Genomic DNA, 21,941 nt, shown 5'->3' on the forward strand with positions numbered 1-21,941 from the left:
CGGCGGATTGCGCTACGCTAATCCGCCCTACAAGAGCCCTTACCGCCCGATGAGCTGATCGGCAAAATACCCGATCGTCTTGCGATAGATCACCGCCCTGTTCCACTCGCGCATCGCCTCGAAGTTGGCGCTGCCTTCGCCGTAGGGCGCGCCCATCTTGAAGCCGTTCGAGTGCAACAGGTTCGCGGTCGAGGCCAGCACGTCGGGCACCGAGTGGCGCAGATCGACATGGCCGTCGCCGTCGAAATCAACGCCATACTTGATGTAGGACGACGGCAAAAATTGCGTCTGGCCGATCTCGCCGGCATAGGCGCCGATCATGTCGTTGAGCCTGAGGTCGCCGCGTTGCAGGATCTTGAGCGCGGCGAGCAGTTCGCCCTGGAACAGGTCGGTGCGGCGGCAATCATGCGCCAGCGTCGTGAGCACGCGGAACACCGGCAGCTTGCCCATGTCGCCCTTGCCGAAATCGGTCTCCAGCCCCCAGATCGCGACCAGGATCTGGCGCGGCACGCCGTATTGCTGCTCGATCTTCGAGAGCAGCGCGGCGTGCCGCTGCAACATCGCGCGGCCGCCATTGATGCGCCCCGAGCCGACGCGGGTTGCGACATACTGCTCGAAGGTCTTGTTGAAGGTGTAGCGCTGCCGCCGGTCGAAGGCGAGCACCCCGCCGTCCTGCTGCACCCCGCCGAGCGCCTGCGAGATCACGTCCTGCTGGATGCCGGCGCTGGCTGCCTCCTGAGAGAACGACTGCACGAAGGCCGGAAAACTGCCGCCGCAGCGGGCGGCATAGGAGGGGGTGGCAAGCAGCAAGGCGCCGAACACGACCGCCAAACGACACCTCAGCATGCAACAATCCCTCCTGCTTCGAACGGCCGATCATGCCACGGAGCAAACGAGGCAGTCAAAGCGTCGGCACCGACACTTGACCGGTGGCCTCGGCGTCCCGCCGCGGCGCATCCGCGGCCGCGCTCTCGCTCCTCCACTCCAGCGGCGCATTGACCAGGCTGACCAGCGTGTAGCTAATGATCAGGAGCAGGAACCAGGAGCCGAGCTTGTCGATTCCGACCATCGACCAGCCGAGCCGCTGCGAGGGATAGAGCCAGGTCTTGGTGAAGGTGCCGATGTTCTCCGTGAACCAGATGAACAGCGACACGAGCACGAGGCCGAGCAGCAGCGGCATCGCGCGATAGCGGGTCCAGACCTTGAAATGGACGCGGGTGCGGCCGAACAGCCAGATCGCCCAGACAAACAACAGCCAGCGCAGGTCGATGACGTAGTGGTGGCTGAAGAAGTTGACATAGATCGCGACGCTGAGGGCGATCAGGCTGAGGCGGCGCGGATGCTGTGTGAAGCGGAAATCGAACAGCCGCCAGCAGCGGCAGATGTAGCTACCGATGCAGGAATACATGAAGCCCGAGAACAGCGGCACGCCGCCGATATGGAAGATGCTGGGCTCCGGATAGATCCAGGAGCCGACGTGTGTCTTGAACAGCTCCATCGCGGTGCCGACGATATGGTAGATCAGGATGACCCTGGCCTCCTCCCATGTCTCGAGCTTTCCTGCCAGCAGTGCTGCCTGCACGGCGAGCATGCAGAGAAACAGGAAATCGTAGCGCGCAAGCAGCGCGTCCGGCGGATAGAAGCGCCAGGTACCAATCATCAGCGCCACCGCGATGCCGCCGAACAGGCAGGCCCATGCCTGCTTCACGCCGAAGCGCAGGAATTCGTGAGCCGCCGCGGTCCAGCGGCGCTGCGCCATCAACAGGCCGAGGCGATGCTCGCCGGCGATGAAGCGGCGCAGCGGCGGCCAGTTGGCCGCGGCGCTGGCAATCGGCTTGGTCGGTGTCAGCCTGTGATGCACACCGCGGACGATCGCCGCGGATCACGGTCGCAGCACGGCGGAGTTGTGCAGATTCCCCTCAATCCTTGAGCTGCCGCTCCAGATCGACGAAGTCGATCTCGGCCCAGCGCTCGCTGATCTTGCCGTCGTGAATCCGCCAGAACGTCATGCCGCGGAATTCGACGTGGCGGCCGGTTGGGGCAATGCCGCGCCACGGGCTGCGGTGCCGGCCGCGCCAGACGAAGCGGCCGGCGACGATGTCGCGCTCGGCCACCAGGCATTCCGCCACCGCCGACAGATCGGCGAAGGTCTCGTGCATGGCCGTTGCATGCGCGATCACCTCCTCGGCGCTCATCCGCTTGCCGGCGGCATGATCGAAGAAGTCGGACGCCAGCTGCACGCGGATCGCGTTGGGATCGAGCCGATTGGTCACGGCGTCGCAATGCGCGAGCACCAGCGCCTTGTTGGCGTCGAGGGTGGCGTTGGACATCGGCGGGGCGCCTTCGATGAAAGGAAAAGTTGCAGAAGAGGAAGGATGCGCCTCATACGCGAATCGGGCGGGACGGTGCAAGTGACGATGGTCAGAAAAAGCCGCCGCTTTCGACCCGCGCGCGTTTGCATTGCGAAGCGAAAGGCGGTCGCCCGGAAACTGCGCCGACGCGCGCGCGGCCTGCCGGTCCAAAAGGCCGGCCGATCGCTGCGGCACAGCCGGCCGGCATGCCGACGGTAACATCATCCGATGGCTCGGCCATGCCGGTGGCATGCAAGCGGCCGCCGACGACAGCCCGCGGCACATGGCATGGCAGCAATTCGGGGTGCGACGCATGAACGCCACAGGCATCGGCGGCGACCAAGAAGCACTAATTCGGCTCGCCGGTTCCGCGCCACGCGCGACCGGCCGCCGTGTCTTGTTCATACAAAGGCGCGCCGCTAAAGCGTCGTCAGCCTGCCAGCGACCAAGCCGTCATTTGCTGGGAACGCGATACGATGAGGATACGCAATCGATGACGATCACCGGGGGACTCGCACGCGCGCGTCGGATAGCAGCATCACTCAGTATTATCCTCGTGTTCGGCGCTGTTCTGACCCGACCGATCGAAAGCGCCGCAGCGCAGAACTCCCCCGCCAAGCGCACGCCGGCGCAAGGCGCCGGCGGCACCCAGGCGATCGGCGCGCAGATGAAGAACGCCATCGCGCTGACGCGCGGCGGCAAGTTCGATGCCGGCTATGCGCAGCTGCTTGCAGCGCTGGATGCGGCAGACAGACTCGACGACGCGCAATTCGTCATGGAGCAATATTTCGACGCGACCGCCGCGCTGCGCGCGGTCAAGCGCGACGATCTGGCCGAAAAACTGTTCGTGCGCGCGTTCAAGGGCAAGGCGGCGGCGCAATCGCCGCCCGGCAGTGCTGACGTGCTGCTGATGTACGCGATCCTGATATCCGACCACGCCAGGATCGCGGAAGCCGTCCCGCTCTACATGAAGGCGATCGCCGCCTTCAACGCCTATTGGGGCGAAGGCTCCGAGGAATCGCTGATCGCCAACGACAAGCTCGCGGTTGCGCTGTCGGCCAACGGCTCGGCGGCGTCGGCGACGAATTTGGGCCGGCACAATTTCGAGCTTTCCGAGAAGGCGCTCGGGCCCGACCATCGCACCACCTGGAAGCTCGCCAACAATTATGCCGACATGTTGCGCGAGATCGGCGCGCCGGCGAAGGCGCTCGAGCTCGATCTGTTCGCGATCGAGAAGCGCGCCAGGCATTACGGCGAGAACCATCTCAATACGCTGGTGACGGTCAACAACGCCGGACAGGATTTCCTCAATCTCGGACGTTTCGACGATGCCCGCCGCTACTTCCGCCGGCATCGCGCGATAGCGACCGTGCTCGCGCCGAAGGATCCGAGCTTCGCCGGACAGGCCGATGCCTGGCTGTTCTACACCGACATGCTCGCCTCAGGCGACGCCGCGATGCCGCCAGCCGACCTGGCGCGGCTGGAGGCGATCGTCGCCAATGAGGAGAATTTTGCGGATTTCCTGCGCATCAAGGCCGCGGTGCTGGCTGCCGGTCAGCGCGAGCGCCGCGGCGAGCGAGATGCGGGCATGCAGCTGCGCGAGACCGCGCTGGCGATTTCGACCCGCGCCTTCACCGCGCAGCATCCGCTCAGCTTCGAGATCAAGCTCGGCATCGCGACAGCCCTGATCGCTGATGATCCGAACCGCGCGGTGCGCGCGTTCACCGCGCTCGACCGCGAGATGTTCGACTGGATGAAGCGCGAGGTCGGCACCGCCGGCGATCGCGCGGTCGCAGAGGCGATCCGCGCCCATGCCGACCATCTGCTGTTCGCGTTCGGTCGCTTCGCCACCGGCGCCGGATCGTCGGTGGCACAGCCGGCCTTTGCCGCCGCCGTGCTGCGCTGGAAGACGCTCGGCGGCGGCGACGCCACCGCGCTGCGCCGGCTCGAGACGCAAATGGCTGATAAGGACGAGGAGACCGCGACGCTGCTGCGCGCGTCGCTGCGGCTCAACGGCGAGAAGCAGGAGCTGTTCTCGTCGGGCAATATCGACGACTGGGCGAGATCCGTGTGGCAGCGGCAGGACGCGGCCGAGAAGGCGCTGAACAAGCGGCTCGACGCGATCGGCGCGAAGCTGCCGCAGGATCCGATCCGTCCCTCGCAGCTGCTCGCGCCGCAGGAAGCCGTCATCAACTACTTCATCACCCGGCAATGGAAGGCGGATCGCCAGTCGAAGGAGCCGCTGTCCGCGACCGTGCTCTACGCCATCGTCGAGACCGCAACGAGCGAACCGCGCGTGGTCGATCTCGGCGATCCCGGCCGGATGGTCGACAGCGGCGTGCGGACCGAGATCGCACGGCTGCGCACGACACGGACCGCCGCGCCAGATCCAGACGCCAAGGAACGCGACGACAGGACGCCCGACGACAGGGCGCTCGGCAGCAAAGGCCGCTTCCAGAACCTCCGCACGCGGCTGTTCGCGCCGCTGGAGCCTCTGCTGAAGGACAAGACCACGCTCTATGTGGTACCGGACGGCTTCCTGTTTGCCGTGCCGTTCTCGCTGCTGCCCGGCGCCGACGGCGGCCTGCTAGAGGATCGCACCACGATCCGGATGCTGACCAGCCCCGACGCACTGATCGCGATCCATGCGCGCGAAAAGCTCGACCGGACGGGCGCGATGCTGCTCGCCGGTGGCATCGAATACGGCCAGCCGGGGCCGATGCCGCTGCCCGGCACCAAGACCGAGATCGAGGCGATCGCAAAGCTCGCCCGCGCGCGCGGCGCTCCGGTCGAGATGCTGACCGGGCGCGGCGTCAGCGAAGCCGCACTGCGCGAGGCAATCAGCAAGGCGCGCATCGCGCATCTGGCGACCCACGGCTTCTATCACGACAGCACGGCGTCCGGCCTCGACACGCTCTGGCAGAGCGGCATCGTGCTGTCCGGCGCGGGTGACAGCAGGTTTCCGCTGCACGACGACAAGGACGGCTATCTCTATGCCTTCGAGGTGATGGACTGGGACCTGTCCGGGCTTGATCTGCTGGTGCTCTCGGCCTGCGAGACCGGCCGCGGCGACGAGAGCTTCGTCAGCGGCCTGCGCGGCCTGCCGACCGCGCTCGGCATCGCCGGCGCGCGCCGCGCGCTGCTGACGCTGTGGCCGGTCGCCGACGAGGGCACCGCCAACTTCACCGTGCGCTTCTACGAGCACCTCGCCGAGGGCCTGACCTATTCGGACGCGCTGCGCCAGACCCGGCGCGATGCGCGCGACGGCAAGGTCGCGGGCGCCAAGGACGCGAGCGTGTGGGCGGCGTTCGTGCTGTTCGAGGGCTAAGGCCTATGTGTCGTTGATGTGACCGGAGGCCGCCGCGATCGCATCGCGGGGCCGAATTGCACCGGACGCTGCGCAAGGGTCCTATGGTGCAGGGCAGATCGGCACGCGCGGCAGGTAATTTGCTTTGACAGCGGCGGCCTGATCGGAGACAAGCCGCCCATGCCGAAAAAACCCGGGACCAATCCCAAAGGCGAATTCGCCTTCTTCAACGTCTTCTATGAAGACGGCTCGCAGCGCTCCAACCGCCGCGTGCCCTCGGAGCTGCTGGGCGGGCTGGACGGCGACGAGCCCGCGCGCGCCTTCCTGCGCGAGCAGGACCGCGAGATCGCCGAAAAGGGCGGCCGCCCGCCGCTCGAAATCAAGACCATCGAGCGCGTCGGCGCGAAGAAGAAGTAGCGGCGCGCGAAGTCTTCGCGCCCCATCGACATCGGAGCAAGCGGCACCCCTCTCCCCAACCCTCCCCCACAAGGGGGGAGGGAGCCCTTCCGCCTGTGCTTCACTCACATTGTCACTGTCATACGGCGCGCGATGTGCCGTTGTGACGCGATGGCAAGATTGGTGGATCAACGTCAGGCGAGCACGCTCGTCAGGCTCCCTCCCCCCTTGTGGGGGAGGGTTGGAGAGAGGGGTAGCCACGGGCGTTGACGGGCGAGTTATGCACTAACCAACAAAAAAACGGCGGGCCTTTGCCCGCCGCTTTTGTTTCGATGGATTGCCGGGTCAAGCCCGGCAATGACAGCATCAGTTATCCAGGAAGCTCCGCAGCTTGCGCGACCGTGACGGGTGCTTCAGCTTGCGCAGCGCCTTGGCTTCGATCTGGCGGATGCGTTCGCGGGTGACCGAGAACTGCTGGCCGACTTCTTCCAGCGTGTGGTCGGTGTTCATGCCGATGCCGAAGCGCATGCGCAGCACGCGCTCCTCGCGCGGGGTGAGCGAGGCCAGCACGCGCGTCGTGGTTTCGCGCAGGTTCGACTGGATCGCGGCGTCGATCGGCAGGATCGCGTTCTTGTCCTCGATGAAATCGCCGAGATGCGAATCCTCTTCGTCACCGACCGGGGTTTCGAGCGACAACGGCTCCTTGGCGATCTTGAGGACCTTGCGGACCTTCTCCAGGGGCATGCCGAGCTTCTCGGCAAGCTCTTCCGGGGTCGGCTCGCGGCCGATCTCGTTCAGCATCTGGCGCGAGGTGCGGACGATCTTGTTGATCGTCTCGATCATGTGCACGGGGATGCGGATGGTGCGGGCCTGGTCGGCGATCGAACGGGTGATCGCCTGCCGGATCCACCAGGTGGCGTAGGTCGAGAACTTGTAGCCGCGGCGATATTCGAACTTATCGACCGCCTTCATCAGGCCGATATTGCCTTCCTGGATCAGGTCGAGGAATTGCAGGCCGCGGTTGGTGTATTTCTTGGCGATCGAGATCACGAGGCGGAGGTTGGCTTCCACCATCTCCTTCTTGGCCTGACGGGCCTCGCGCTCGCCCTTCTGCACGCCGTGCACGATCTTGCGGAATTCGCCGATCTCGAGCCCGGTCAGCGCCGCCAGCGACTGGATCTCGTGGCGCAGGTCCTTGATGCGGTCCTTCTCGTGATGGACGAAGTTCTTCCAGCCCTTGGCCGACAGCTTGGAGACGCGGTTGAGCCAGCGCGGATCGAGCTCCGAGCCCTGGTAGTTGCGCAGGAAATCCTCGCGCGCGACGCCGTGGCTGTCGCCGAGGCGCAGCAGGCGGCCCTCGAACGAGACCAGCTTCTTGTTGATGTCGTAGAGCTGCTCGACCAGTGAATCGATGCGGGCCTGGTTGAGGCGCAGCGACTTCACCTCGACGATGATCTCGTCCTTCAGCTTCTTGTACTTGCGCTCCTGCGAGGGCGACAGCGACTCGCTCTGCAGCTGGTTGGCAATGTCCTGCTCCTGCAGGCGGCGCAGCTTCTTGTACTCGGATGCGATCTTGTCGAAGGTCTCGACCACCTTCGGCTTCAGCTCGGCCTCGATGGCGGCGAGCGACATCTGGTTCTCGAACTCGTCGTCGTCCATGTCGGACTCGGCGGCAGCTTCGCCCGGATCCTTCTCCTCAACGCCGGCTTCGCCACCGGCGGGCGCGGCGCGGAACGGGGTCGGCGACGGCGGCGCTGCGGGCGGCGCAACATGGGCCGGCGCGCCGGCCTGCACGTCGCCGCCATTGCCTTCAGCGGCGGCGCCCTCGGCGCCGTTGTTGCCGATCAGGTTCGGATTGATGCCGCCCTTCGACTCGGGGCCCGCATAGGTGGCTTCGAGATCGATGATGTCGCGGAGGAAGATCTTTCCTTCGTTGAGCTCGTCGCGCCAGATGATGATGGCCTGGAAGGTCAGCGGGCTTTCGCAGAGGCCCGCGATCATCGCCTCGCGGCCGGCCTCGATGCGTTTTGCAATGGCGATTTCGCCCTCGCGGGAGAGCAATTCCACCGTGCCCATCTCGCGCAGATACATGCGCACGGGATCGTCGGTGCGCTCGCCGGGCTCCGACTTCTTGACCTCGGTGACGGCCTTCTGCGTGACCTCGACGAGCTCGTTATCGGTCTCGTCGTCGCCGTCGTCCTTCTCGTCCTCGCCTTCGCTGTCATCCGCCTCGGTAACGTTGATGCCCATGTCGGACAGCATCGACATGATGTCTTCGATCTGTTCGGGCGAGGTCGTGTCGGAGGGCAGCACTTCGTTGAGCTGATCGAAGGTCACGAAGCCGCGCTTCTTGGCCTGCTTGATCATCTTCTTCACCGCGGCATCCGACAGGTCGAGCAACGGCGACGGCGCGTCAGCGGCATCCTTCTCAGGAGTATCCGCTGCCTTGTCGTCTTTTTCCTTGTCCTTAACCTGCAGCGTCTTTGCCTTGGTGGCCATTCACTAAGCTCCCGAAACGCGGTCATGCAGAATGGCGCCACGCACGCGCATCCGCACAAAATCTAGATTTACTCTCTCGACGCACAAAGGGCGGCGCAAAATCTCGCCACCCCTCTGATCCGTCTCGACGGTTTCCATCTTGAAATAGCCGCGAGGCTATTAAGTTTCGCTTAACCCTGTTTTTGCAGCCAAACCATGGATTTGGCGAGTCTTTTTGCGGGTTCGGCCAGCGCCGTCCGCAGCATTTTTATTATCAGACGTTACGCTGGAACCGGCCCGATAATTCGCCGAACCCTTCAATCAGGGCTTCGGTCCCGTCGGCTTCTGCCATCCGGGCCTGGATATCCTGCAACCATGCCAGATTGGCCTCGCTGGAGTCTTCAGCCAAGGCGGCTTCCGCATCTTTTCTTTCCCTAAGTAAGGCGTGGGTTTTCTGATGCAAGGCAACGAGTTGACGCCAGGTCGATAAAACATCCTCGCGCGCCGCGCCGATCTGCGCCCCCCACACCGCCTGGGTTGTGATCGCCCGCTCAACCCTTTGAAGTATCTGTGATAATCCGCTTGATTCGAGATCGGCGCGCATCTTCTCGGCCTGCTCCTCGACATCAGGAGAGTGGTGATGGTCGTGGGCAAAGGCCGCAATGATGGCAGCCCGCAGCTTGTGGGCCTCGGGATGGGCGAGCTCCAGGGCCGCCACCTCCTCGAGATGGTCGTGCAGCAGCCAGGGGTGATTGATCAGAGATTGCAGGATCAGCGCCTCTCGGCTCGAGATCGCGCTGCGCTGGCCGCGCATGATCGGGCTGTTGGCCAGTTGCTGGCTCGCGGCCTGATAGGGGCCCCGTGAAAACCCGGGGGTGGCGCCGCCCTTGACGCCGAACCGGCCGCCCTGGCCCGGGCCGCGCGGGGCAAACTGGCGGGGTGATTCGCCGCCGCGTCCGCCGCCGAAATTGCCGCGGTTGCCGTAGCCGCCGCGGCCGTAACCGCCGCGTCCCCCGTCCGGGGCAAAATTGCGTTGCAGCCGCTCCTGCAAATCCTGCCGGTAATAGCGCCGCACCACCTCGTCGCGGATGCCATTGGTGAGCTCGCCGATCCGCGCCTCCAGCGCCGCGCGGCGCTCGGGGGTGTCGAAATTGCCGCCTTCGATCTCGCGCGACCAGATCATTTCGGCGAGCGGCCGCGCGGCGCCGATCACATCCTCGATCGCGCCGCGGCCGCCGGAGCGTGCGAGATCGTCGGGGTCCTGCCCTTCCGGCAGCAGCGCGATACGCAGGCTCTTTCCCGGCTTGAGCTGGGGCAAGGCAAGGTCGGCGGCGCGATAGGCGGCCTTCTTGCCGGCGCGGTCGCCATCGAAGCAGAGGACCGGCTCGTCCACCATCTTCCAGAGCATCGCCAGCTGGTTCTCGGTCAGCGCGGTGCCGAGCGGCGCGACGGCGCCGGGAAAGCCCGAGGTGACCATCGCGATGACGTCGACATAACCCTCGACGACGATCAGCTGCGCGCCGTCATGCGCGGCCTGGCGCGCGGTGAACAGATTGTAGAGATTGTCGCCCTTGTGAAACAGCGGGGTTTCCGGCGAGTTCAGGTACTTGGCCGGAACGTCCTTCTCCAGCGCGCGGCCGCCGAACGCAATGACGCGGCCGCGGACATCCGTGATCGGGAACATGACGCGGTCGCGGAAGCGATCGAACGGCACCGGCTTGTCCTCGCCGGACACCAGCAGCCCGGCCTCCACCATATCCTCGGTCGAGACGCCTTGCGCGCCGAGATGCTCCTTCAGCGCAAAACGATCCGGCGGCGCATAGCCCATGCGGAACTGGAGCTGGGTCGCCGGCGAGATGCTGCGGTCGGCGAGATAGCCGCGTGCCTTGGCGCCGCCCCGCGAGGCCAGCGTGTCGGCGAAGAACTTCGTCGCCAGTTCCATCACGTCGTGCAGGGTGCGGCGATGCTGCTCGTGGCGCGCGGCATCGGGCGTCACGGCCGGCAGCGCGACACCCGCCATCGCGGCCAGACGTTCCACCGCCTCGGGGAAAGTCACGCCCTCGGTCTTCATCAGGAAGTCGAAGATGTTGCCGTTCAGCCCGGACGAGAAGTCGAACCAGGCCTGCTTCTGGTCGTTGACGAAGAACGAGGGCGTCTTCTCCTGCTGGAACGGCGACAGGCCCTTCCACTCCCGCCCGGCCTTCTTGAGCTTGACGCGCCTGCCCACGACTTCCGAGACCGGAAGTCGGGCGCGCAGCTCATCGAGGAATTCGGGCGTGAAACGCATCAGGGTGATTCAGGGCTCGGGCGACGAATCGCGGACAACCGGTTAGCCATATAGCGGCACGCCAGGGCATGCCGAACAATGTGGGGCTTTTCCGGGCTATTCACAGGCCTGGTCCGTCACGGCTCGTCGAGCGGGCTACCCCCGAATCCACGGTGGAGAGCCTGCACGGCGAGCTTGCCCCCTCCCCGCTTCCGGGATTGGATAGCGCCATGTTCACGACATTCAGAGGCGGACAGAGCGGCGGCTGGCAGGTCACGTCCATCACGCGGGTGAAGGGCGAGACGCTGCCGAAGGTCGCGGCGCTGTCGATCGTTGCGAGCGAGGCGATCGCGCTGCCGCTGCTGCCGGCGCAGACCTCCTGGCGGCTCGCCGGCGTCGCCAGCCATCTGCGCTACACCGACAAGGACGAGCGCGAGAAGCTTGCCGCCGTGCAGGCCGGGCTCGGCCGCAGCGAGGCGACGCATGCGGCGCTGATCCCGATCAGGAAATCCGTAGCGTGGTGGGAGCTGACGCAGCCGGAGCGCCGCGAGATCTTCGAGGACAAGTCGCACCATATCGCCGGCACCTTGAAATTCCTCCCCGCCATCGCCCGCCAGCTGTTTCACGCCCGCGACCTCGGCATGCCCTTCGACTTCCTGACCTGGTTCGAATTCGCCCCTGAGCACGTCGCCCTGTTCGACGAGCTGGTCGGCATGCTGCGCGCGACCGAGGAATGGAGCTATGTCGAGCGTGAGGTCGACATTCGCGTCGAACGGGAAATCTGAAGCGGTCAGTGCTCGAGGAATTTTCCTGGCGCGATCCGTGGCACCTCGGCAACCGGCGGAGTTGGTCTGATGAGAGCGTTCGTGCGCATCGCAATCATGGCGGCCATCTCGATCGTTGTGCTCACAATCTGTTTTGGTGGCCTCAAAGACTGGAACTCCTTCGAAGTGATCGGAAGCCTACTGGTCGTATTCTGGGGCATTCCGCTCTTCATCTTTTTTTCGATATGCCATCTTGTCTACAAGGCATGTCGGCGTCCGAGCGCTAATGGCTAGGGCTCCAGAAACTTCCCTGACGCGATCCGCGGCAGCTCGGTGACCGGCCAGTTGTAGAGATAGGTCCACGCCTCGGTCACGCTACCGTCGGCGCGCGTGACCTTGAGCATTTCGCGGACATATTCGGTCGGCGGCGGAAAGCCTTCGCCGCAGGCCTCGTACATGTCGAATTCGCGCAGCATGGCCTCAGGCTCGCGCAAGCGGAACAATTCGCCGTGCACGATGTCGGCGGAATCGTCCGACACGACGAGGCCCGGATAGTGCTTCACGAGGTAAAGCCGGCCGCGGCACTGCGCGGGTCCGAGGAATTCGGCATTGCCCGCGAGCAGCTTCGCCATCGGATGGTCGAAGCCGCGCATCAGCGTGCCATAGACGAAGAGAAGGTCGGAGATCATGTGTTTAACGAGTCATTCCGGGGCGATACGAAGTATCGAACCCGGAATCTCGAGATTCCGGGTCTGGTGCTGACGCACCATCCCGGAATGACAGAAAAACCCGGGGGACGCTAGGCCACCACCTCATCGGTCACCACGACGAACTTCGTCAGCGTCATGCGGCCGAAGCTCGTGGTGAGCGCGACGTCGGCGGCGTCGCGGCCGGTCGCCATCAGGATGCGGCCGATCCGCGGCACATTGTGGCGGGCATCGAAAGTGTACCACTGGCCCGACAGATAGACCTCGAACCAGCCGGAGAAATCCATCGGCGCGGCATCCGGCGGCACGCCGATGTCGCCGAGATAGCCGGTGCAGTAGCGCGCCGGAATGCCCATGCAGCGGCAGAAGGTGAGCGCCAGATGCGCGAAGTCGCGGCAGACGCCGGCGCGGCCTTCATAGACGTCGTGCGCCGACTTCATGTGATGGGCGTGCTCGTAGCCGAACGTCACGTGATGGTGCACGAAATCGGTGATCGCCTGCACCCGCGCCCAGCCCTGCGGCGTGTTGCCGAACAGCGACCATGCGATGTCGGTCAGCTTGTCGGTCTCGCAATAGCGGCTCGGCATCAGGTAGAGCAGCATATCGTCAGGCAATTGCTCGATCGGAACCTGCTGCGCTGCCGGGTTGACGACGTCAGCCAATCCGGAATCCCGCACCAGCGCGCTGCCGCGGAAGGTGACGCCACCGCTAGGCGCCACCAGACGCCCGCAGACATTGCCGAAGCCGTCGCGATAGAGCCCGATCGGAACATCCGGCTCGGCCGAGATGCTCTCGGTGCCGACGATGTCGGCGAAGCGCGACGGATGGATCGACAGCATGATCACCATCGGGGTCGGCTGCGGAGCCGTGTAGGTGATCTCGAAGCCGACCTTGATCTGCATCGTCAGGCCGTCTCCCGCTCCGCCGCGCTCTCGCCGACCGAGACGACCTTGATGTCGACATCCATGGCGAGATACGCATCAGCGGCGCCGAGATAGACGCCGTGCAGCGGCACCGCCTGACGCGGATCGCGCGCCACCGCGACGCGGATCAGGTCGCGCGTGCCGACGATGCCGTTGGTCGGATCGAACTCGATCCAGCCCGCGCTCGGCAGATAGACCTGCACCCAGGCATGGGTCGAGCCGCCGCCGACATAACCATGCGCGCTGCCGGGGGGCATCGCGAGATAGCCGGAGACGAAGCGCGCAGCGATGCCGAGCCGGCGCAGCGCTTCGATCATGAACAGCGCATAGTCGCGGCAGGTGCCGGACTTCGTCCGCAGCGTATCGAGCGGATGCTGGGTACCCTGCTCGTACCGCTTGCGATAGCTGAATGCCTCGCGAATGCCATGCGTCATGTCGCTCAGGATCTTGAAGGTCAGTGTCGGCGCCTCGACGTCGAGGAAGCGCCGTGCCCAGGCCGACAGCTCGCCGTTCGGATCGCCATATTGCGGCGTGATGAACTGCTGCAGATCGGGGAATTCCTCATCGTCGTAGAGGAACGGATAGAAGTAGGCGGCGTCGTCAGGCGTCAGCGCGAACGTATCCGCCGCATTGTGTTCCACCGTCGCCGTCGAGACAAAGGACAGCGTGTCGGCGCGCTCGTCGAAGGTGGCGATCGCGACGCTGTTGCCGAATACGTCGTGAATCCAGCGCAGCGACATCGGCTGCGGGTCGATCACAAGTGCGCTGTCGAGCACGCGCAGATCATGGCCGTCGCGGGGGCGCAGCATGATGCGGTGTTCGCCGAACGCCACCGGGCGCGCATAGCGATAAACGGTCTTGTGATGGATAGTCAGGAGCGGCATCTTCAAACAATCATCGTGATTTCGGATCGCTTAATCTATAGAGAAAGCTGCTCGATTCCAGACCAGCATGCCGCTTGAATAGGCAAAGTTGAGGAAAAGGCCCTTGAATTACGGCGGTGGCCCATCGTTCCTGCTCGCAAGCACCGACGCTTCACCGGTTCTTGAACACAATTCCGATGGCAGCTCGCCGTTCCTGTTCACCTGCGATCATTACGGCAGGCTGATTCCCTCGCCGCTCGGCGACCTCGGCCTGCCTGAAAGCGAGCTCGTCCGGCATATCGCCTGGGACATCGGCATCGCCGGCGTTGCAACTCAGCTCTCCGACCTGCTCGGCGCACATCTGATCGCGCAGCGCTACTCGCGGCTCGTGATCGACTGCAATCGTCCGCCGCATGTCGCAAGCTCGGTTCCGTTGATCAGCGAAGCCACCACCGTTCCCGGCAATGAAGGCCTGTCGCGCGAAGCCGCCGAGTTGCGCCGCGCGCAGATCTTCGATCCCTATCATCAGCGCATCGACGCGATCATCGACGCGCGTGCGCATCGGGGCATGCCGACGGTGCTGGTGTCGCTGCACAGCTTCACGCCGGTTTATGCCGGCATCGCGCGTCCCTGGCACATCGGCACGCTCTATCACCGCGACACGATGCTGCCGCCGCTGCTGCTGAAGCATCTGCGCAGCGAGGGCGATCTCGTGGTCGGCGACAACGAGCCCTATGCAGTCAGCGACGAGACCGACTACACGATCCCCGTGCATGGCGAGAAGCGCGGCCTGATGAATTCCGGCATCGAGATCCGCCAGGACCTGATCTCCGACCCGGCCGGAGAGACCGCATGGGCCGAGCGGCTGGCGCGCATCCTCGGCGAGATCGAGGCGACGCTGCGCAAGGAAGCACTGATCTAGGATTTCAGGGCGCAGCTAGGGCGCTTCCCCAACGTTGCGAGGTTCCTATGAGTTATGACTTGATGGTGTTCGAGCCATCCGTCGCCCCGGAAGAAAGAAAGAGCTTTCTTGAGTGGTACGGGCAACAGACAAAATGGTCTGAGGGCCATAGTTACAACGATCCAAGCGTGTCGACACCTTCACTTCAGGCTTATTTCCAAGACATAATAAAAGTTTTCCCCGCGATGAACGGACCATTCCGATCTGACGATTTTGACGACCCCAAAGTCACCGATCATTGCGTGGGGCGACATGTAATCTATTCCGCATTTACATGGTCGTGTGCAGAGCAAGCGTACAGCGTTGTACGACAGCTGGCTGCGAAACATCGAATAGGGTTCTTCGATGTGAGCGCGGAAAATGGCGATATCATCTTGCCAGCCGAATAACGGCTCGTGACCGCCTGTTCGATTGCCATTCCGAATTCTGCCGCATCTCCGCGGTTGAGACACCGCAGGGATGCGCATATTCCGATCAATTCGGCCGGCGCCGCCAGAGGAAGAGCAGGTAGAGCAACACGGGCAGGCCGAGCGCCACCCAGGAGACGGCATCCCACCAGCCGTCGCCGACCAGCGCGCTGATCAATCCCACCGTGCTCACGATCGCGATCACGAGCGGGGCGGCGAAGATCCGGGTCAATGAACGATGTGCGACCATGCTGATGTCACGACGTGAGCGCGGGGTTGTCGATCGAGGCGGCGTTGGCGATGGCGCGCTCCACGCTCACGCCCGCCTTGCGCCGGCGCAGCCACAGATACACGCCGGTGACCAGGATGAAGACGGTGAGGATGTCGAGCAGCGCCCAGACGATCTTGAGCGGCATGCCGCCGTAATCGCCGAAATGCAGCGGCTGCGAGACGTAGAGCGTCGACACATACCAGGGCATATCGCGGCTGTCGGTCAGCGTGCCCGTTTCCGCATCGATCAGCGCGGGCTTCAGCAGCCGCGAAGTCAGCGGCGTGTCGCCGTGCAGGAACACCGCGTAGTGGCTCTTGCTGCTGAACAGGGTTCCCGGGAACGCGACGAAGCTCGGCGTCATGCCGGGCGCCGCGTGCCGGGCCACTTCAACCGCGCCGTTCAGCGAGGTCAGCTTCGTCGGCACCGGCCGGTCCTTGTACTGCGCGGTCATCTCGGCAAGCTGGCCGAACTGCCACATCTTGAGCACGAGGTCGGCCCAGGTGTTGATGACGCCGGTAAAGCCGACCACCAGCGTCCAGGCGACGAGCAGGATACCGGCGAGATTGTGCACGTCGAGCCAGCGCACGACGCGGGTCCGCTGCGCGCGATAGGCGCCGAACCGAAGCTTTCGCATCGACGGCGCGTAGACCACGATGCCGGAGATGATCGCGACGCAGAACAGGATCCCCATCAATCCGAGGAACAGTTTTCCGGGAAGCCCTGCGAACATGTCGGTGTGCAGCTTCAGCATGATGTAGGTGAAGCGGCCGGTCACGTCGGGGGAATCGAGATAGGCGCCGGTATGCGTATCCATCCGGATCAGGAGATTGTTGGTCGGATCGGCGTCGATCGTCGGGCCGACGCTGACCCAGATCGCGCCGGGCTCGTCGCGATCCCAGATCAGGAAATGCGGCACCTTACCCGGCGCGTGCGCGAGCGCGTTGGTGAGCAGATGATCCAGATTGGCCGGCGGCGTGCCTGCGGGCACCTCGGCCGGCTTGACCGAACTGTGCAGGAGATCGTCGATCTCGTCGTGGAAGATCAGCGGCAGGCCGGTGATGCACAATAACAGCATGAACAGGGTGCAGATCAGGCTGGTCCATTTGTGGACGGCGCCCCACCGCCGCAGGGATTTGGTCGTCGCAGTCAACTTCGCTACCTAATTTCGGGAGTCTCCATTCCCGTCGTCACTATCACGATGAGAGATGCGAGCAGTCGCGCAGCGATTAGAACCCATCCAGTGTTGGACTTATCGTTGATCGTGTTGCGCTCTCGCAACGAGCGCGTCCGGGACCTGCGACGATGCGTCCGGCTTGCAGCGCAATCCTTTAGGATCGTTCTAAATCTGGATTGCCGCGCTCAACCCGCTGACCCGGCGTGGACAGGATGCTTCGCACGCCATTTGGGGCCCGGCCCGCGCATGTAGTGCTGCTCGGGCCGGTAGGGATCGCACATTCGCTCGATCAAATTCTGCCAGCCGGTCGTGATCGCATTCAGACCGCGGCGCAGAGGTAGCAATGACAGCAGCGACGACATGGCTCGCTCTTAGTGCGGTTTGCCGAGAACGAATGCGAATGGCAGGATGACGATCTCCTCGCCGTCCTCGTCGCTGACATGCACGGCCCAGTCGCGCCAATCTTCTAGACTGACCGTTGCGACCAGCGAGCGCATCATGCGGGTCGCCGCCTCGCAGGCCTCGGCGAGGCTGGTCACCGAGGTGCCGCGGCGATCCATCAGCACGCCGCGCGTATTCGAGCAGTGGAAGTAGACCTGTGTCATGTCCTGGGCCATCTGCGTATCCTCGCAAGCTCCGGGCGATCGGGTGCCCTTGCATGACGAAGCTTTACGCGGGCAGCGCGCGCCGATCCGTGATACGGCTCACACTGGCGCGAGACACCGCCGCCAGGCTGCGGCGGCGCCCTCACCAAATCGCGATTTGACAATTCTACTATATTTGTCAAATTCGTCAAATGGGACCGAAAACCCGCATACTCGATGCGACCATGCTGGTATTCCGCCGGCACGGCTTTCGCCGTTCCTCGATCGAGCAGGTCGCCGAAGCGGCCGGCCTGACGCGGCAGGCGCTCTATCATCATTTCGAATCCAAGGAAGCGCTGTTCCGCGCCGTGATCGAGCGCGTGCATGAGTCCGCGATCGCGGCCGAGGAGATTGCCGTTGCCGAGGCAGAGACAGCAGGTGGCAATCTCGGCGACATCCTTGCCGCGGGCATGACCGCGCGGATGTCGACCATGATAGCGTCGCTGGACGGCTCGCCGCATCTCGAGGAATTGTATTCCGAGCACCTCGTGCACGCGCGCGACCTCTACCAGACCTACGCCGCGCGCTATGCGGAGCGCATGGTCGCGACGATTTCGAAGATCGTTCGCAAGCAGCAGCTTGAGCTGCCGCAGGGCCTCTCGCCGACCGAATTCGCGCGGCTGGTCGAAATGTCAGTGTACGCATCGAAGTCGCAGTATCCGGCGATGCAGCCGTCCGATGCGTTCCTGAGGGACATGGCCGTGATGGTGCGGACGCTCTGCGCCGGCGTCTTGTCCAAATCTTCGCCGAAATCCGCAAGGCCGCCCATCAAGAAGGCGGCGATCAGGCAAAAGCCGACACGCAGCAAGACAGGAGAACATCCATGAGCACGACGACCATCAATGGCCGCGTTGAATCGCTGCCCGATGATCCCGATGCGCTCTTGATCGACATCGTGCGCGACCAGCTCAAGCTCACCGGCACCAAGCTCGTCTGCGGCGCCGGCGTCTGCGGCGCCTGCACGGTGCTGGTCGATGGCGCGCCGGTCGCAAGCTGCCTGATGCCAGCGCACGCCGCGGCCGGCAAAGCGGTGACGACGGTCGAAGCCATCGGCGCCGCCGGGCTGCATCCGGTGCAGAAGGCGTTCATGGCGCATGACGCCCTGCAATGCGGCTTCTGTACGCCGGGCTTCATCGTGGAGGCGACCGCGTTCTGCGACCGCTGGCGCGCAACCAGGGGGACGGCGGTGCCTTCGCGCGAAGAGATCGGCGCGGCGCTGTCGGGCCATCTCTGCCGCTGCGGCGCCTATGACGGCATCTTCCGTGCGGTGGCGGATGCCTGCGCCGGCCGCTTCGACGGCGACAATGTCGCAGCTCCCCGCATCGAGGCGCGCGACAAGGTGACGGGCGCGGCGAAATACACCGTCGACATCAACCACGATGGCCAGCTCGAGGGCCTGATCCTGCGCTCGCGCGAGGCGCATGCCCGCATCACCGCGCTTGATCTCGCTCCAGCGCGCGCGATCGCCGGCGTCGCCGCCGTGTCGCTGCTCGGCGACGACCGGATCGTGCGCTATGTCGGCGAGCCGATCGCGGCGGTCGCCGCAAAGGACCGCAAGACGGCGCTGGCCGCGCTGGCTGCGATCAAGCTGAGCAGCGAACGGTTGCCCGCGGTGGTCGGGCTCGACGCCGGGCGCAAGGATGGCGCGCCTGTGGTGTTCGACAAGGCCAGCCGCAAGCGGGCCGGCAATGTCTCGGAAGCGGCCGGCGGGCCGGCGCCATGGAAGCAGAACATCCGCGGGCCGACCGCGGTGTTCTCGACCCGCGCCAAGAAGGCCCGCAACTGGGTCGACGAGGCGCGTCAGGCCAACAACAAGCTGCTCGTCGAGGCCACCTTCCGCACCGCGACGCAGCAGCATGCATGTCTCGAGCCGCACGCCGCGGTGGCGCGCTTCGACGGCGACCGGCTGACCCTGCACGCCTCGACCCAGCAGGTGTTCCACCTGAAGGAGCAGATCGCCAAGCGCTACAAGCTCGATCATGACAAGGTCCGCGTGATCGCCGAGCACGTCGGCGGCGGCTTCGGATCGAAGGCGAGCCTCGGCACCGAGACCATCGCCGCCATCGAGCTCGCGCGCGAGGCGAAGGCGCCTGTCAGAGTTGCCTATGATCGGCAGGAAGAACTCTCCGTCGCCGGCTATCGGCCGGCCGCGGAGCTGAAGGTCGCGCTGCTGCCCTCCGACAAGGGCGGCCTGAAGGCGCTCTCCGTCACCGCGCATGCCGATACGGGCGCCGCGACCAACTCGACGATTGCGGGCCTGGCGCGGCTGATCTATCCGGCCGAGGCAAAGGATCTTTCGGATTTCGACGTCATCAGCAATCTGCCACCCGGCGCGGCGTTCCGCGGCCCCGGCGGTCCGCCGATGGCGTTCGCAGTGGAGCAGGCGATCGACGAGGCCGCGCTGCGGCTCAAGGTCGACCCGATCGCCTTGCGCAAGCGATGGGATCCCGATCCCAATCGTCAGCGGCTTTATGACTGGGCCTCCGGGCTCGAACTCTGGCGCAACCGCAAGCCTGCGCAGAATGGGCGCTATCGCCGCGGCATCGGCATGGCGACCGGCTACTGGCTCTATCTCTGGCAGCCCAACGTGAAGGTCGAGGTCGCGGTCAAGGGCGGCCGCATCGTCGCCAGCACCGCGACGCAGGACATCGGCACCGGCAGCCGCAGCGTGCTCGCCGATACGATCGCGCGCGAGTTCGATCTTGAGTCTGCCGACATCGACGTGCGGATCGGCGATTCATCGCTGCCCGAGGGGCCGGGCTCCGGCGGCAGCCGCGTCACCGCCTCGGTGATGCCGCCGACGCTGCAGGCGGTGCGGAAGCTGAAGGCCGCGATCCTCGAACAGGCGACACGAAAGCCCGCGCCCGGCTCGAACGCGCCCTGGCGCGAGCTGATCGCGCGCTCGCCCGACATCGCGGTGACGGAGACGCGCGGCGAGGACGGCAAGAACACCGCGCCCGGCATCCGCTCGCCGCTGCGCGAGGTCGGCCTGATGGGCATGGTGTTCGGCTGGATGATGCGCCGCTTCTCGAACATCGCGGTCGGCGCCGGCGTACCGAGCTCGGTGCAGGTGATCGAGGTGGAGGTCGACACCTGGCTCGGCCATGTCCGCGTGATCAACGTGCACACCGGCATCGCGGTCGGCAAGATCGCAGCGCCGGCGCTGGCGCACAGCCAGGCCTGCGGCGCGGTGATCCAGGGCCTCGGCTACGCGCTCTACGAAGCGCGCGAGCTCGATCCGACCAGCGGTGACGTGCTGACCGCGGGGATGGAGGACTATCGCATCCCGGGGATCGCCGACACGCCGGAGATCGATGTGCATTTCGACGAAGCCGGCTTCGACCATGTGCTCGGCAACAGTGTCGGCATCGGCGAGGCCTCGACGGTGCCGACCTCGGCCGCGGTCGCGAACGCGATCCACGACGCGATCGGGGTCCGCCTCACCGAGATTCCGATCCGGCCCGACCGCATCGTCGCCGCGCTGAAAGGGAGGGATGCCGCATGAGTGTCGCAACCGCAGAAGTACTGTCCGCGCCCGAATTCCGTGCCGCCGGCACCGACCTGTCGGAGCGCCGCCGCAGCGGCCTGTCGTGCGGATCGATCATCGATCTCACCGCCAGCCCCGACACGATCGGGATCGCTTGGAATGAGGATGGCTCGGCGCGGATCGGCGCGCTGACCGCGATCGCCGCGATCGCATCCGATGCGCGGCTCGCGCAAGCCTATCCCGGCATTGCCGCGGCCGCGCAGGGCCTGGCCACGCCGCAGATCCGGCACATGGCAACGCTCGGCGGCAATCTCGCCCAGCGCTCGCGCTGCTGGTATTTCCGCAATCCGCAGATCGCCTGTCTCAAGAAGGGCGGCTCCGACTGTCCGGCGCGAGCAGGCAACCATCTCTATCACGTCGCGTTCGATCTCGGCCCCTGCGTGGCGCCGCATCCGTCGACCATGGCGATGGCACTGCTGGCTTATGATGCGAAGATCGTCACCGACCGGCGCAGCAGATTGTCGATCACCGACCTGCTCGGCGACGGCAGCGACGGGGCGGCCGACAATCTGCTCGCAGCGGGCGAACGGATCGAGCGGATCGAGCTCCCTGCCCCGCTGGCCGGCGAGCGCGCGCTCTACAAGCGCGCGATCAGCCGGACGCATGCGGAATGGCCGCTGGTCGAGATCTGCGTGCGGGCCGTGATAGAGCGCGGCGTATTCCGCGAGGTCCACATCACCGCCGGCGGCATCGCCCCGGTCCCGCTGCGTCTTGCGGCAAGCGCGGCGGCACTGCAGGGAAAGCCGGCCGACGCGGCGACCATCGCGCAAGCCGCCGAGCTGGCAACATCCGGAGCCAAGCCGCTGCCGATGACCGGATACAAGCTCGACCTCTTGACCGGCCTGGTGCGCGACCTCGTCGAGCGGCTCGCGGTGTAGCGCG

The 21,941-nt window shown here is 65.2% G+C and carries 21 protein-coding genes; 9 read left to right on the forward strand and 12 right to left on the reverse strand.

Going from position 1 to position 21,941, the window contains the following annotated elements; genetic code table 11:
- Positions 1–39: 39 nt before the first annotated feature.
- From CO675_RS08725 to CO675_RS40445, 3 genes are read right to left on the reverse strand one after another with little or no spacing between them, the layout of a single operon-like run.
- Positions 40–846, reverse strand: a complete 807-nt coding sequence (locus CO675_RS08725; RefSeq protein ID WP_097671523.1) for a lytic murein transglycosylase — start codon at positions 844–846, stop codon at positions 40–42.
- Positions 847–901: 55 nt separating this feature from the next.
- Positions 902–1,861, reverse strand: a complete 960-nt coding sequence (locus CO675_RS08730; protein WP_245452681.1) for a DUF817 domain-containing protein — start codon at positions 1,859–1,861, stop codon at positions 902–904.
- A gap of 58 nt (positions 1,862–1,919) precedes the next feature.
- Positions 1,920–2,330 carry an ester cyclase gene (locus CO675_RS40445; protein ID WP_158231204.1) on the reverse strand — a complete coding sequence of 137 codons (411 nt, stop codon included), beginning with the start codon at positions 2,328–2,330 and terminating at the stop codon, positions 1,920–1,922.
- Between the two features lie 514 nt (positions 2,331–2,844).
- On the opposite strand from CO675_RS40445, the gene CO675_RS08740 reads away from it, so the two are divergent.
- Both CO675_RS08740 and CO675_RS08745 read left to right on the forward strand, forming a co-directional pair.
- Entirely contained in the window at positions 2,845–5,679 is a 2,835-nt protein-coding gene (locus CO675_RS08740; protein WP_158231205.1) for a CHAT domain-containing protein, read from the forward strand.
- A gap of 159 nt (positions 5,680–5,838) precedes the next feature.
- Positions 5,839–6,075, forward strand: a complete 237-nt coding sequence (locus CO675_RS08745; protein WP_092124162.1) for a hypothetical protein — start codon at positions 5,839–5,841, stop codon at positions 6,073–6,075.
- A 345-nt stretch (positions 6,076–6,420) separates the two neighbouring features.
- Here the strand turns inward: CO675_RS08745 and rpoD are convergent, their stop codons facing one another.
- Both rpoD and dnaG read right to left on the reverse strand, forming a co-directional pair.
- Positions 6,421–8,553 carry an RNA polymerase sigma factor RpoD gene (gene rpoD, locus CO675_RS08750; RefSeq protein ID WP_097671525.1) on the reverse strand — a complete coding sequence of 711 codons (2,133 nt, stop codon included), beginning with the start codon at positions 8,551–8,553 and terminating at the stop codon, positions 6,421–6,423.
- Between the two features lie 253 nt (positions 8,554–8,806).
- Positions 8,807–10,819, reverse strand: coding sequence for a DNA primase (dnaG, locus tag CO675_RS08755; RefSeq protein WP_097671526.1), 2,013 nt, complete (start codon positions 10,817–10,819; stop codon positions 8,807–8,809).
- Positions 10,820–11,028: 209 nt separating this feature from the next.
- On the opposite strand from dnaG, the gene CO675_RS08760 reads away from it, so the two are divergent.
- A complete protein-coding gene (locus tag CO675_RS08760) occupies positions 11,029–11,583 on the forward strand; it encodes a chlorite dismutase family protein (protein ID WP_097671527.1) in 555 nt (184 codons plus the stop codon).
- Positions 11,584–11,652: 69 nt separating this feature from the next.
- Positions 11,653–11,856 (forward strand): hypothetical protein, encoded by a 204-nt coding sequence (locus tag CO675_RS08765; protein WP_097671528.1) that lies wholly within the window; start codon positions 11,653–11,655, stop codon positions 11,854–11,856.
- On the opposite strand, the gene CO675_RS08770 is transcribed toward CO675_RS08765, so the two are convergent.
- The 3 genes from CO675_RS08770 to CO675_RS08780 all read right to left on the reverse strand — a co-directional run bounded on the left by CO675_RS08770 (position 11,853) and on the right by CO675_RS08780 (position 14,076).
- A complete protein-coding gene (locus CO675_RS08770) occupies positions 11,853–12,251 on the reverse strand; it encodes a gamma-glutamylcyclotransferase family protein (RefSeq protein ID WP_097671529.1) in 399 nt (132 codons plus the stop codon). The two genes, CO675_RS08765 and CO675_RS08770, sit on opposite strands and share 4 nt — an antisense overlap.
- 110 nt (positions 12,252–12,361) lie before the next feature.
- The gene (locus CO675_RS08775) at positions 12,362–13,171 is read right to left on the reverse strand and encodes a transglutaminase-like domain-containing protein (protein ID WP_097671530.1); all 810 of its coding nucleotides are present in this window, start codon (positions 13,169–13,171) and stop codon (positions 12,362–12,364) included.
- Between the two features lie 2 nt (positions 13,172–13,173).
- Positions 13,174–14,076, reverse strand: a complete 903-nt coding sequence (locus tag CO675_RS08780) for a transglutaminase family protein (protein WP_097671813.1) — start codon at positions 14,074–14,076, stop codon at positions 13,174–13,176.
- A 103-nt stretch (positions 14,077–14,179) separates the two neighbouring features.
- Between CO675_RS08780 and CO675_RS08785 the strand changes: the two genes are divergently transcribed.
- Positions 14,180–14,977 carry an N-formylglutamate amidohydrolase gene (locus CO675_RS08785; RefSeq protein ID WP_097671531.1) on the forward strand — a complete coding sequence of 266 codons (798 nt, stop codon included), beginning with the start codon at positions 14,180–14,182 and terminating at the stop codon, positions 14,975–14,977.
- A gap of 47 nt (positions 14,978–15,024) precedes the next feature.
- Positions 15,025–15,405 (forward strand): hypothetical protein, encoded by a 381-nt coding sequence (locus CO675_RS08790; protein WP_097671532.1) that lies wholly within the window; start codon positions 15,025–15,027, stop codon positions 15,403–15,405.
- An 85-nt stretch (positions 15,406–15,490) separates the two neighbouring features.
- Here CO675_RS08790 and CO675_RS08795 read toward each other — a convergent pair whose 3' ends face one another.
- The 4 genes from CO675_RS08795 to CO675_RS08805 form a co-directional block, all read right to left on the reverse strand.
- A complete protein-coding gene (locus CO675_RS08795; protein WP_097671533.1) occupies positions 15,491–15,673 on the reverse strand; it encodes a hypothetical protein in 183 nt (60 codons plus the stop codon).
- Positions 15,674–15,680: 7 nt separating this feature from the next.
- Positions 15,681–16,769, reverse strand: coding sequence for a PepSY-associated TM helix domain-containing protein (locus tag CO675_RS08800; protein WP_245452705.1), 1,089 nt, complete (start codon positions 16,767–16,769; stop codon positions 15,681–15,683).
- A gap of 284 nt (positions 16,770–17,053) precedes the next feature.
- A complete protein-coding gene (locus CO675_RS40900; RefSeq protein WP_198964544.1) occupies positions 17,054–17,230 on the reverse strand; it encodes a hypothetical protein in 177 nt (58 codons plus the stop codon).
- A gap of 9 nt (positions 17,231–17,239) precedes the next feature.
- Positions 17,240–17,473: a DUF6894 family protein gene (locus tag CO675_RS08805; RefSeq protein ID WP_097671814.1), complete on the reverse strand. Its 234-nt coding sequence runs from the start codon at positions 17,471–17,473 to the stop codon at positions 17,240–17,242.
- Positions 17,474–17,664: 191 nt separating this feature from the next.
- On the opposite strand from CO675_RS08805, the gene CO675_RS08810 reads away from it, so the two are divergent.
- From CO675_RS08810 to CO675_RS08820, 3 genes are read left to right on the forward strand one after another with little or no spacing between them, the layout of a single operon-like run.
- Positions 17,665–18,339 (forward strand): TetR/AcrR family transcriptional regulator, encoded by a 675-nt coding sequence (locus tag CO675_RS08810; protein ID WP_097671535.1) that lies wholly within the window; start codon positions 17,665–17,667, stop codon positions 18,337–18,339.
- Positions 18,336–21,017: a molybdopterin-dependent oxidoreductase gene (locus CO675_RS08815; protein ID WP_097671536.1), complete on the forward strand. Its 2,682-nt coding sequence runs from the start codon at positions 18,336–18,338 to the stop codon at positions 21,015–21,017. Before CO675_RS08810 ends, CO675_RS08815 begins: the two co-directional genes overlap by 4 nt.
- Entirely contained in the window at positions 21,014–21,937 is a 924-nt protein-coding gene (locus CO675_RS08820; protein WP_097671537.1) for an FAD binding domain-containing protein, read from the forward strand. The genes CO675_RS08815 and CO675_RS08820 overlap by 4 nt, the downstream gene beginning before the upstream one ends.
- The last annotated feature ends 4 nt before the right edge of the window (positions 21,938–21,941 follow it).

It is taken from the genome of Bradyrhizobium sp. C9, assembly GCF_002532045.1.
Taxonomy (GTDB): domain Bacteria; phylum Pseudomonadota; class Alphaproteobacteria; order Rhizobiales; family Xanthobacteraceae; genus Bradyrhizobium.